This is a genomic window from Flavobacterium sp. N2550 (assembly GCF_025947265.1).
Classification (GTDB): domain Bacteria; phylum Bacteroidota; class Bacteroidia; order Flavobacteriales; family Flavobacteriaceae; genus Flavobacterium; species Flavobacterium endophyticum.
On the sequence record NZ_CP110007.1, the window covers coordinates 2,119,941 to 2,133,122 of the forward strand.

At 41.7% G+C, this 13,182-nt stretch carries 9 protein-coding genes; 3 read left to right on the top strand and 6 right to left on the bottom strand.

Features of this window, described 5'->3' with window-relative positions:
• Position 1 precedes the first annotated feature (1 nt).
• A complete protein-coding gene (locus tag OLM56_RS09290) occupies positions 2–7,018 on the top strand; it encodes a polymorphic toxin type 23 domain-containing protein (protein WP_264526752.1) in 7,017 nt (2,338 codons plus the stop codon).
• Positions 7,019–7,080: 62 nt separating this feature from the next.
• Entirely contained in the window at positions 7,081–7,593 is a 513-nt protein-coding gene (locus OLM56_RS09295) for a hypothetical protein (RefSeq protein WP_182493929.1), read from the top strand.
• A 74-nt stretch (positions 7,594–7,667) separates the two neighbouring features.
• Here OLM56_RS09295 and OLM56_RS09300 read toward each other — a convergent pair whose 3' ends face one another.
• The 6 genes from OLM56_RS09300 to OLM56_RS09325 all read right to left on the bottom strand — a co-directional run bounded on the left by OLM56_RS09300 (position 7,668) and on the right by OLM56_RS09325 (position 12,090).
• Positions 7,668–8,096 (bottom strand): PepSY-like domain-containing protein, encoded by a 429-nt coding sequence (locus OLM56_RS09300; protein ID WP_182493928.1) that lies wholly within the window; start codon positions 8,094–8,096, stop codon positions 7,668–7,670.
• A gap of 125 nt (positions 8,097–8,221) precedes the next feature.
• The gene (locus OLM56_RS09305) at positions 8,222–8,698 is read right to left on the bottom strand and encodes an acyl-CoA thioesterase (protein ID WP_182493927.1); all 477 of its coding nucleotides are present in this window, start codon (positions 8,696–8,698) and stop codon (positions 8,222–8,224) included.
• A gap of 27 nt (positions 8,699–8,725) precedes the next feature.
• Complete coding sequence (locus OLM56_RS09310) at positions 8,726–9,082, bottom strand: SnoaL-like domain-containing protein (protein WP_264526753.1); 357 nt, start codon at positions 9,080–9,082, stop codon at positions 8,726–8,728.
• Between the two features lie 71 nt (positions 9,083–9,153).
• Complete coding sequence (locus tag OLM56_RS09315; RefSeq protein ID WP_182493925.1) at positions 9,154–9,735, bottom strand: Crp/Fnr family transcriptional regulator; 582 nt, start codon at positions 9,733–9,735, stop codon at positions 9,154–9,156.
• A 59-nt stretch (positions 9,736–9,794) separates the two neighbouring features.
• A complete protein-coding gene (locus OLM56_RS09320) occupies positions 9,795–10,598 on the bottom strand; it encodes an AraC family transcriptional regulator (RefSeq protein ID WP_264526754.1) in 804 nt (267 codons plus the stop codon).
• Positions 10,599–10,674: 76 nt separating this feature from the next.
• Positions 10,675–12,090: an aldehyde dehydrogenase family protein gene (locus tag OLM56_RS09325; protein WP_264526755.1), complete on the bottom strand. Its 1,416-nt coding sequence runs from the start codon at positions 12,088–12,090 to the stop codon at positions 10,675–10,677.
• Between the two features lie 207 nt (positions 12,091–12,297).
• On the opposite strand from OLM56_RS09325, the gene OLM56_RS09330 reads away from it, so the two are divergent.
• Positions 12,298–13,119, top strand: a complete 822-nt coding sequence (locus OLM56_RS09330; protein WP_264526756.1) for an SDR family NAD(P)-dependent oxidoreductase — start codon at positions 12,298–12,300, stop codon at positions 13,117–13,119.
• Positions 13,120–13,182 lie beyond the last annotated feature (63 nt).

Genomic DNA, 13,182 nt, shown 5'->3' on the forward strand with positions numbered 1-13,182 from the left:
CATGAGAAAAGTAATATATACCCTAGCGCTTATTTTTTCTTGCCTATTCTCTTCTGCTCAAGAACAAATGGGTACCCCGATTCTTGGGGTAGTCCCTATCAAAAGGACCAGCTCAAGTACTGCTTCTGAAACTAATAGAAGAGTTGAAGACGATGCTTTGGTAAGAACTATGACCTCGGCAACAGGCGCATCGACAGAAGTCGGTATTACCGAAGGACAACTTTCTGTTTCATTAACGGGAGCAGCAACATATAATGTTCCTATTGCTGTACCGCCGGGAATCAATGGCGTGATTCCGCAATTGAGTCTTGCTTATAATAGCCAGTCTGGGAACGGACTGGCTGGTTATGGATGGAATGTTTCGGGGATCTCGGCAATTACAAGAATCCCTTCTACGAAATACCATGACAATATTATCGACGGTGTCGATCTTGATGTTTACGATCGATTTGCACTCGACGGGCAAAGACTTGTCGTAAAGACCACTAGTGCCAACCAGACGTATGGAGGGCATACAACAGTTTATGAAACGGAAAATTTCTCGAACCTCAAGATAACGGCCTACAATCAGACCGCCAGTCCGGTTAGTACGGCTACTTTCAAGATTGAGTATCCCGATGGCTCTATTGCAGTTTATGGAAATGATAACAATTCACGTTCCATCTCTACTTGGGCTATTTCTTATTGGCAGAATCCACAAGGCGTTAGAATCAATTATGTCTATACCAATACGAACAATTATTTGAGAATTAGCGAAATAAATTATGTAGGCGTAGGCAGTCCTAACCAATTTCCTACCAATTGGATAAGCTTTGCTTATAAAAACAGACAAAGACCAGAACAAGGCTACATAGGCGGCGTAAATATTATTGATGACAAAATATTAAGCACAATCTATGTTCATGGATTCGGTACTGGCTTTAGAAGATATGAACTCGCACATAGCATTTCTACCTTAGGTTATGAAAGATTGACAAGCATAACCGAAAAAACAGGTGACGGTACGAAAAGCTATAATCCTACAGTTTTTAGCTATGATACAACGGCCGAAACAATTTCCTATTCTCCTACAACAGCGAGCTTAAGTGTTGGCAATATTTCCGTGCAAAATGCGGCGACCGTATCGGGAGATTTTGATGGCGACAGCAAGCTGGATTTTTTACTATATCCTACGTATGGGCCAGACTATAAAAGAAAATTTTGGCTGTTCAACGATATCCAAGGCCAATCCCTTAACTTCGGTTGGGAAGTGCCTATAGGCTTTTTTGAAGAACTTTTACCGACTACGTGGCTCAATCACAATGACAAGTTAATGCCGATGCAAGGAGTTACCGTAGTCCAGCATGTGCTTAATAATCCTAATCCCTATTTGAATACAAATAACTCAGACGTCAATTTTAAAGTCTTGAGCCAGACTTCCTACGGCGTTTTCCTTCAATATCAAAAAAATGTACTGTTTCCTACTAACGGATTGAAGAAATACCTTAGCGGAGACTTCAATGGCGATGGATTAACTGATATCATGGCATTGGAATGGAACAGTGTTGGTGCTACCAATCTTTCGAAAAAGACCTATTTCGTCGATCTTGATAGGAGAAAGACAGAAGGTTTTATGAATTATGCCGGAGATTTGGTCGATCCGATTGCTCTGGGTAATGATTTTGATAACACGATCCGATCCAAGACAGAGACAGCAGATGTTAATGGCGATGGAAAGACCGATATCTTGCAGTTTACCAACGGAAAAGTCCATGTATATACTTTGAATAATTCCAATCAGTTGGTTTTGTTATGGACTTATACAGATCCAAATATTATCGTTGATGAAACAAAAACACTTTTGCTCGGTGACTATAATGGTGACGGCAAGACTGATTTTATCATCCCGAAAGGATCCGGATATTTTGATTGGTATAAATATACTTCTACAGGAACTGGATTCATAAAGCAGATGCAGACTTATAATGGCTTCAATTATTCTGATGGAAGTCTAGGGCTGACGATTTCGCACTGGATACCAACCGATTTTAATAATGATGGCAAGACGGATATTATCCGCGTGGGCTGTAACCGAAACCAAGATAATACTTGGGGATTTGTATCAGTTACTTGTGTCGTCAATAAAAACGGAACATTTGCGCAAACGTCAGGAAATTATTATTATGCTACTTCAGGAAATCAGGCTGATATTACCAAATATGCTCTCCCGATTTTTTATACTTCGAGCCAGCCTAACAGGAAGATGGAAATGGCTTTTATCAACGGTAACAAGATCCATTATTTCCAGTCGCAGAAAGATTTTAATAAAGATAGGCTCGTAAGGTCGATAACTACAGGAAACGGTGTCAAAGAGACCATAACGTATAAGACGCTCGAAAGAGAAAGCTGCCCTTATAATTGCAATTCAGCTTATACACCTTCCAGCTATACCGAAAATTACCCGAATTTAGATATCGAGATAGCGCCTACTTTCCAAGTAGTTTCTAAAATCGAAAAACAGAGCGCATCGGTTTATAAAAGACAGCTGTTTTCGTATTATGGTGCAGTCAGCAATATGGAGGGCTTAGGGTTTTTAGGATTCCGGGCTACATTAAAGACCAACTGGCATGATGATACCGCTCAAGTCATTTCGACCATCACAAAGAATGATGTCAGCAAGAGAGGCGTAAGCGTAGAAAGTTTTAATGTATTGGGATTGAGTTATCCTAGCTATACGGTACCTGCTTCGGGACCATTCATCAGCAGGAGCCTTAATACGTATAATACTTACGATAATGTGACATTTGAGCCTATAGTGCAGTCGAATAAAGTCTTTAAGCTTAAAAATACGATAAACCAGAATTTTAATGGATTAGAAGGGACGAGTACAGAGACGACCATTCAGTATGATACTTATAACAATCCGACTCAGTCCACTACTGTGTTGAAAAATGGTACCGCTATAGAGCAACGATCTGTCAACGTAATGACATATCAAAACCAGCCTACGGCAACGCCTTATATTATAGGAAGGCCGCAGAGCAAGACCCAAACTATTACGATTTATCCAGGACAGCCAAATCAAGATGTTACCACTACCGAAGAATTGTTTGCTTATAATAACAATTTAGTCTCTCAAATCAAGAAGAAAGGCAATGGAACAGTATATATTACTGAAGATAACATTTATGATACGTACGGAAACATAACTAAAAAAACAATCACAGCTCCTGGACTTTCGCCAAGGATTCAGGAATTTGAGTACGATGATTCAAAAAGATTCCTGAAAAAAATTACCAGCCAAGGGTTGTCTACCCAGTTTGCGTATGACGATTTCACAGGCTTACTGATTAAAGAAACGAATCCTTTTGGTTTGGTCACTACCAATGCTTACGATGCGTGGGGTAAAAAAATCAAGGTTACAGACTATTTAGGAAAAAATGTTACTTACGCTTATACTCCCGTTTCAGGAAACACTCAGGTTCTTGTAACTGGAGACGACGGAAGTAGCAACGATGAATTATTTGATGACCTAGGACGAAAAATAAGAACCGGGATCAAAGATCTTACAGGGAATTGGTCATACACTTCGTATGAATACGATATCTATGACCGAAATATAAAAACAAGCGAACCGTATTTCGGAACCAGTCCGCTACAATGGAGCCAGACTAAATATGATAACTACGGAAGGATAAGTCAGAAATTATCTTTTACGGGCAAGACCATTAACACGGGCTACAATGGCCTTACTACGACCGTAAATGATGGCGTAAAAACGAAAACTTCTGTCAAGAATGCGATCGGAAACGTCATTACGCTGACAGATTCTCCAGGCGGGACGATTAATTACCAGTATTATGCCAATGGAAACGTAAAGCAGACAAATTATGGCGGAGTAGTTATTAGCATGGAGCAAGACGGCTGGGGAAGAAAGACAAAGCTGGTCGATCCTTCGGCAGGAACCTACCTCTATGAGTACAATCATTTTGGGGAAATGACGAAAGAAACAACCCCAAAAAGCGAGACTCTATTTAATATTGGCGACTATGGTGTGGTTAATTATAAGACAATCACTGGACTAAATGGTGATGCGACCAATTCAAAAACAACATTTACCTATGATCCGACGACAAAATTATTGACCAATACAAGGTTCGATGATTTTACGGCAGGATACTATACGCTGTACAATTACCAATACGATGATTTCAAGAGATTGTCTTTCTATGATGAAAGCGGTTTCAAAGCTTATTTCCAAAGAGCGACATTCTATGATGCTTTCGGAAGACCCGAAAAAGAACTCTATACCGCTGTCAATACGGCAACAAACAAGCGTTCTGACAAGTGGATAAGAAATACATATAAAAACGGATTTCCATACCAAGTAATTGACGATGGCACAAATAAAGTACTGTGGCAGATCAATACGACTAACGCTAGAGGACAGGTTACTGGCGCTCGATTTGGAAACCTTAGGAATGCCGTAAGCGTCAACAAAACCTATGACGAGTACGGATTTATTAGCAGTATCAAGCATACTAAAAGCGAATTGGTCATTATCGGTGAACCCGTTCCTCCGCCAACAGATTATATGACGGTAGGGTATACTTTTAATCCGCAGACAGGCAATCTCGAGAATCGTACCAACAGTACCTTCAACTGGAACGAGACTTTCCAATACGACAGTCTTGACCGTTTGAAAGAATATACAAATGCAAGAGGACAGCAAGAAACCCAAGTCTATGACGACAGAGGAAGAATTACTCAAAATAATCTAGGGCAGTACAATTATACCAACACGGCAAAAGCATACCAAAATACGTCGGTAGAGTTAACGCCAGAAGGAGAGGCCTACTATAAATTGAGAGAAGGTATCTTCTTTGATACGATGGAAAGCAAAAAAGGATGGACTATCTACGAACCGTCGATAATTACCTATGATGATACCTTTGCGACAAATAGTGCAGGAACAGTTTCCCTAAAAATAAACAATCCTGACACTACAGAAAAAGTGGTACATTCTGATGTTTGGGTACCGATAAATAATGCCACGGCTACGCAGTATACCTATTCCGCATGGGTGTATAGCAATGGTCCTCAGGCAGAACTCTTCCTCTTTATGAAAGAAGAAGGAGAAACTGAGTACTTCACGGCTGTTGATCAAGTAGTAACAAACGTAACAGGACAATGGGTTTTCGTCCAAAAGACTTTTTCGGTACCGGCAAATATCAAAAGGCTCAATATCCGACTAGATAATAATGGGCAAGGAATCGTTTGGTTTGATGATGTGAAAATCAGAAAAACAAGCAACCCGGTTATCACATCAGATACCCAGAGAAAATTAGATATTACCTATAACGCTTTCAAGAGTCCTGTTGAAATTATTGAAATGGGAAGCGACAGGATCAGTTTTGAATACAACATGAACAACAGTCGCTCGACGATGTACTATGGAGGCGTACAGGTTGATAAAAACCAGCGTCCGCTTCGTAAATCCTATTCAGCCGATGGCAGTATGGAAATAAAACACAATATCCAGACAGGAGAAGTAGAGTTTATTACCTATGTTGGCGGCGACGGATATACTGCTCCAGTAGTATTCAGGAGTCAGGTTGATGCAAGTGGCACCCAGACGGAAGGCTTCCTTAATCTGCATAGAGACTATCAAGGAACTATACTAGGCATTTCTACTTCGGGAGGAACCATACTTGAAAAGCGCCTCTTTGATGCTTGGGGTAATCTCATAAAAGTAGTCGACGGACAAGGAAATGTCCTCAATCAAATGGTGGTTTTAGACAGAGGTTATACAGGGCATGAACATCTACAGAGTGTTGGCCTGATCAATATGAACGGCAGGCTTTATGATGCCAAGCTGCACCGTTTCTTACAGCCCGATAATTTTATACAGTCGCCATTTAGCACCCAGAGTTATAACCGATATGGTTATGTCGCCAATAATCCTTTTAAATATACTGACCCTTCGGGTGAATGGTTTGGGTTGGACGACCTGATCGTAGCCGGGGCAAGTTTTATTATCGGCTATGTATCTAGCGGATTGACAACCGGAGAATGGGGCTGGAAATCAGTACAAGCGGGATTGATATCCGCAGCTATGGGCTGGATCGGCTACAATACCATGGGGGCATCGACCTTTACGGATAGTTGCGTCGCAGGAAATACCGGAATGTGGAATTATATAGCCACCTCCGCCGTCAGCGCTGCTATCAACTTTGCGATACCGCCAATGGGCGTGCAGCTTACCAATAATTTTGGATTTAGTATTTCACCTAGTATTGCCTTTGGAAATACGATGGCAATAGGAATGAACCTTTCGGTAACCTATACTAATGGAGAGTTTAGTTTCTCTGCAGGTGTCGGCATCATGTCGAATAGCAATTATCAAGGACTGGGAAGAAGTGGAATGGAAACCCGCGTATCTTTTCTAGCAGCTTATGATAATGGAAGCACAGGATTCAGCCTGGGTACCAATTTCTGGGGCGGTTATGATGACATGGCCGAATTCAAGCAGCAGACCGGTGTACTCGGAATAAGGAGCGGCGATTTTAAATTCTCTTATGAAAATGACGGATTGCCATTTTCGGGCTTTGCAGGCGATGGGAACGACAGTTACAGGACTGCCGCAGCATCAGTAGCCATTGGTGAGTTTTCTGCTGGATTCAACCTGTTTACTGGAAGAAGAACTGATTATACAGGAGATGAAGCCAAGGTTGGAACAGGAAAAGGAAATCCAGGAAAATTCGATGAAAGAATGCCTAACAGTTATGTTATTGAAGATACAAATTATCCAAGATATAGATTTGGAGGATTGTCTTTACGATACGGAAATTACAGAATTGGAATCAACTCTGACAGGCATGTAAGGCATCCAATTCAAGATCATTTTGCACACAATACATTGATTAAGATTTTTGGAATCAAGATATTTAGTACACAACAGCCAGGATTTGAAACATTAAGCAATTCAATTCAGCCTTATCTGCAGTATCAGACGACAAATCCTTTTACATCGTGGTAAAAATAACAGTATCCATTTTTTTAATGTTAGGATTGTTTTCCTGTAATGTAAAGACAAGATACTTGGATAATAATAAGACAAGGGTGCCGACAGACAATCAAGTCTTCGGCAACCGAGGTCTTTTTAATTCCGACATATTAAAAGGAATCGAAACCGATGTTATTTATGAAGAAATCTATGGTTATCTGTCTCAGAAAGACAATTTCATTCCTTTAGGAAAGCAGAAAAACTACAATACTCAGATGCAAGTAGGCTACTATAGATTTTATGAAAATGGTTGCGTGAATTTTTTTATACTGGAAAAAGATTTCAATGCTGCTCAGCAGGAAAGAAATATCAATCCAGAATACGATGGGAGTAGGGGAGTTTTGTATCAAAAAGAAGGTACGCGTAAAGTAGACTTGTTTGCGATCAAAAGCTATGGACTAAAACCAAATTACGACATCATTACTCGTATTATTGAAATAAAAGGCGATAGTCTGTTTGAAAAATCGATGAAAGATCCTAATTCGGTCAGAGTCTATGCAAAAAGAAAACTATCTCCAATGGCCTCAGCTTATACGGCTGATTGGTAATAATATCTAGTTTTTATAAAAAAAAGCCTCTAAATAGATAGAGGCTTTTTTGCTTTTAAGTATCAGGATCTAAATTAATCCGCTTTCAAAAATTTTCCTTCTTTAGTAAATTCCAAGTCAATACCATTCGTCAGATCCACATCCAAATCCTTATGGCCGTAATCGATATGCGTAATCTTTTCGTTTGGATAGTTTTTCGACACATAGTCTTTTATTGAATCTGGAATAAATGCAGTAGGAATCGGATTTTTCCCTCCATCGACTTCGCGATACGAACCGTCTTTCCAGAATTCTACTTCTGTACCGTCTTTAAGCTTGACTTCATAGCCCTTTTCACCGTGTTCTGCATCTTTCTTGGCGACTTCAATCGATGTATGGCTGAAATGTTTTTGCAAGAATTCCTGTGCTGCTTTTGGCAGTTCTGTCGTTTCTATTTTTTTCTGGGCATTAGCCGATACTGCCAAACCTAGCAATAATGCGGCAAAAGCAATTTTCGTTTTCATGGTTGTGTGTTTTAAGGTTATGTCCTCACTAATTTAGCACAACAAAAACGACAATCCAATCACTTTAGCAAATCTTTAATCTTTTGTATTTTAGTTGTATAGCGGATTATTTTTATAAAATACTGCTACTTTAACGTTGCCATCAGCTCTTTGCATCGTTCTTCAAAATAATGCTGTCCCGAAGGAACTACAATCGATTGGAACAATTCCATCAGCTTTTCAGAATGCTTCATCGAAGACTGCGTACGGATATCTACGTGGATAAACTTAGACCAAGACACTGCTTTTAATTTGGCCGCAGATTCATCCCACATCGTCATTTCGACCAAAAGCGATTTCTCCGAAAACTGAATCAGCTGCGATTTGATAGTTACTGTTTCCATCGTAAAAGCAGGCTGCAGATACGCAATCTGGTTGGTCGCCACAACCCAGCCGATCTTTTCGGTCTTGATCATCTCAAATATGTCAAGATTATAGTTTTCCTTGACTTGGTCTTCGCGGGCATTGATAAAATAGTCAAGGTATTTTGAATTGTTCAGGTGGTTGAACGGATCGCAGTCCTGAAAGCGTATTTTTGCCTTTGAGGCTAGTATTTTTTCCATATAATTGAAGGGTTGAGATTGTAGGATTTATAATCCCGAAATAAAGAATTGCTGGCTTATGATTTTACTGTTTGCTACTTTGTACACGCACAATTCTGAAATCGTCTTGTCTTGCCCCGCAACGCTGAAATCCATCGAAAGGGAAACGCTGAAATAATTTCCAGCAAGTATAGGTTCAGACAGACGGATTTTTTTAATTTCGGCTCTTGACAAAAATAACTTTTCTCTTTCGATCAAACCAGAAAGCCCTTTCAGGTCCGGCTGATACATCGGGTCGATGCTTACGGCATTCTCGTCAAATAATTCTTCATAAGCTTCCACAAAGTGCTGCTGTTGCAGGAGTTCGGTCAATCGTGCCGCTAGGGTTGCAGTTGTTTTTTCCATACTCTATAGCCTGATGTTTTTTATACCAAGCGATTACAAATCTAGCCATCGCAAGAACCAAAAAAAATGACCTATGTCAGTTTCGCAGCTACCTGTTTCCGGATACGGCTCAAGCTTTCAGGATGGATACCCAGATACGACGACAAGTGCTTGACCGATATGGCGCTTACGAGCGCTGGATTTTGTTTCAGAAGCAAAGCATAACGCTCTTCGGCGGTCATCGACAGAATTTCGATTTCCCTTTCAAGCCGTTTCATATATTGGATTTCAGCCATCAGTCGGCCGAGCTTTTCTCCGTTCTTATGCTTTTTGTAGAATAAGTATAAGGAACTGTGCGGAATGCAGCAGGCTTCAATATCAGTTATGGCCTCAATCCGAATAGGCGAGGGCTTTCGGGAAAGAAAGGAATAATAAGCGGCGACAAATGTTCCTTCCAGCCTAAAATCGACGGTCAGTTCTTTTCCGTCCTTGATGAAAAAGTTGCGTGTTGCGCCCGAGTTAAGAAAATAGATATAATTCTCCACCTGTCCCACGTCGCACAATACGTCGCCTTTTTTGAAATGTTTTATCTCGATCCTATGCGTATAGGCTTCCCATTCTTCAGCTGTAAACCGCAGCACGGAATCTACAGCTTCTTTTAATTTTTCCAGCATGGCATGCTTATTTCTGATAAAAATAGGCAATTTATCAAGAAAAAAAGAATAGTGATTCACTACACCTTCGAAGGCGATACCCCATACTTCTTCTTAAACGCAAACGAAAAATGCGACAAGTCTTCAAAACCGACATCAATATAAACTTCCGACGGCGTCTTGGCCTTATTGCTGATCAAGTAATACGCTTCCTGCAACCGTCGTTGCTGCAGCCAGTGGCTCGGCGTATCTTGGAATATTTTCTGGAAATCCCTTTTGAATGTAGCCAAGCTGCGCCCCGTGAGGTAAGCAAACCGTTTGAGATGCACGTTAAAGTGAAAGTTCTTGTTCATAAAAGCCTCCAGGTCGATCTTTCCAGGCTCGCTGAAATCAAACAAGATGTCTTTCAGTTCTGGATTGATCTTGATAAGCAGATAAACTGCCTCTTTTATTTTCAGCCTTAAGAGTTCCTGATTGTTTTCTTGTGGCAATTGCAAGTAGGCGAGGAGCGACTCCATAAAACTTACATACAGCGGATTCGAAGCAATAGGAATTGCCGTTATATCTAGGTTCGTCTTTTTTGCCGTATAGTTGATTTCTCGGCTGATTTCCTGTAATGTCTCTTGATCCAGAAACAAGGAAATAACCTTAAATTCTCCATTTTCTGGTGGCTGTTTCGCGAATTTGGCCAAACGGTTGCGTACGCTCAATCGGAAATCACCTTCTTTGGAATGATACGTATTCTTCGCATCCCATGCCGTCATCGTTCCCGATATCTGGTAGCTGAAAACGTGCTCGGGAATAAAATGTTCTCCTTCTCTTGTACGCTGGTAGTAACAAGAATACAATACCTGCGGAGTTTTATCGTCTTTTGATGCTGTCATGATGGTAAAGTTAAAAAAATAGCTTCAGAAATACCGCTGTTTTTTAACCGTATTTCCGAAGCTGCTGTTATGCAAGTTATCCGATCAAAGCTTTTGGTTCCAGATAGGCTTCGAGTCCGTAGATGCCGAATTCCCTTCCGATACCCGATTGTTTAAAACCTCCAAAGGGCGCTTCAGGATCATGGTTTAAGCCGTTAACCAATACACGTCCGGCATTGATTTTCGAGGCAACGCGTCGCGCTCTTTCTGTATCGACAGAACTCACATACGCCTGCAATCCGTAGATGGTGTCATTAGCAATCTCGACAGCTTCCGCTTCGTCTTTGTAGGTGATGATAGAAAGTACCGGACCGAAGATTTCTTCCTGAGCAATACGCATCTTGTTGTCTACATTATAAAAAACTGTTGGCTTTACAAAGTTTCCGTTTTCAAGGCCTTCCGGATGTCCGAGCCCGCCGGTAAGGACAGAAGCACCTTCTTCAATCCCTAATTTGATATAGCCCTGCACTCTCTCGTACTGCTTTTGGCTAACCATCGGCCCTATAGCTGTTGTTTCTTCTTTCGGATCGCCAACAGGAAACAGCGGAAGCATCGTTTGTATCAATTCTTTGGCCTCTTCGAGTCGGCTTTCCGGAACCAAAAGGCGCGTTGCGGCAACACAAGCCTGTCCGCTGTTCATAAAGGCAGCTGCGATGGCGGTTGGAATCGCCTTAGAAAAATCAGCATCTTCTAGAAGAATGTTTGGCGACTTGCCTCCGAGCTCCAAAGTATAGCGTTTCAGTGTAGCCGAAGCCTCGCGGGCAATAATCTTTCCTACCGTGCTCGATCCGGTAAACGAGATTTTGGCAACGTCAGGATGCGTGCTGATTTCGGCACCTACGGTTTCGCCCAGTCCGTTTACGATATTAAAGACGCCCGCAGGCAATCCAGCTTCGTGCAGGCATTCGGCCATAAGCTGCGTCTGCAAGGCGCTCATTTCGCTAGGCTTGATGACAGCGGTACAGCCTGCTGCCACAGCAGTAGCCAGCTTTCCGGCAATAAAGCCATTGCTGGCATTCCACGGAATGATGATGCCAACGACGCCTAGCGGTGTCAATTGCACTTCCGAAAAGCCCATCTTCTTTGTAAAGTCGAATTTTTCTAAAGTAGCTATAGCAGCAGTAAATCCGCTGAGCGTGAATTCCATGCTCATCCTGCAGAACTGCAAAGTCCCGCCATATTCTTCTACCATCACGTCAACAAGCTCGTCTTTTCGTCTGGATACCGCTTCGCGCATTCGTTTCAAGTATTCGATACGTTCTGCTTTTGTCGTTTGAGAAAAAGTCTTAAAAGCTTCCTTGGCTGCAGCAATGGCAGTTCGGGCATCGTGCTCGTTTCCTAAAACGACCTGTCCGATCTGTTTATTGGTTGTCGGACTAATAAGGTCAAAGACTTGGTTTCCTTGCGGTTTCACAAACTCGCCGTTGATGTAGATGCTGTCAATTGTTTTCATAGTATTAAAATTATGTATCTGATTATTGATACCGCAAAGTTCAGCTATAGCCATACGCCCTGTTTTGCTGTGCGGCTCAATATCACTTTGCTGTACGGCTCACCGTTAGCTCTAGGACAAAATGTATATGCTTTACCGCTTTTTGTATAAATCCTACCAGTATCGCTGTCCTAACTTTGTCCTGTTATTAATCTAATACATTTACTGATGTCAAAAGTCATATTTATTACAGGTGCTTCCCGCGGATTTGGGAAGATATGGGCAGAAGCCTTTCTAAAACGCGGCGACAAAGTTGCTGCAACAGCGAGAAACACAGACTCGCTCAACGATTTAAAAGCACAATACGGCGAAGCGATCCTGCCGATACAATTGGACGTAACCAACCGCGAGCAGAGCTTTGCCGCAATCAACCAAGCCAAAGAATATTTCGGAAAGCTGGATGTCATTATCAACAATGCAGGTTACGGGCTGTTCGGAACCATTGAAGAAAACTCTGAAAAAGAAGTCAGAGACCAGATCGAAACGAACGTATTTGGATTGTTATGGATTACCCAAGCGGCGCTTCCAATCTTGAGAGCACAAGGCCACGGGCATATCATCCAGCTGTCTAGCGTATTGGGCGTTGCTACCCTGCCGACTTTAGGCATCTACAATGCTTCCAAATTTGCCGTTGAGGCGATAAGCGAAACGCTTGCTACAGAGGTGAAGGAGTTCGGCATTAAAGTTACTTTAGTAGAGCCAAACGGATTCTCTACCGACTGGGCTGGTCCTTCTGCTATCCAATCAGAATCGATAGCGGCTTATGACAATGTGAGGGCTGCCTTCCATGCTGGATTGGCCGATACGGATTCCTTCGGTAATCCAGAAGCCACTGCCGAAGCCATCCTAAAACTGGTCGATGCCGCCAATCCGCCATTGCGCTTGTTCCTTGGTAAGGTAGCCTTGCCTTGGGTAAAAGAAGTATATGCACAGCGCCTTTCAGAATGGGAAGAATGGAAAGACGTGTCTGCAAAAGCACATGGAAAATAAACTGCTTTTTTAGTATATTTACGTACCTAATTTTTAAAAAGAACTGCGCCTTCAAAAGCGTGG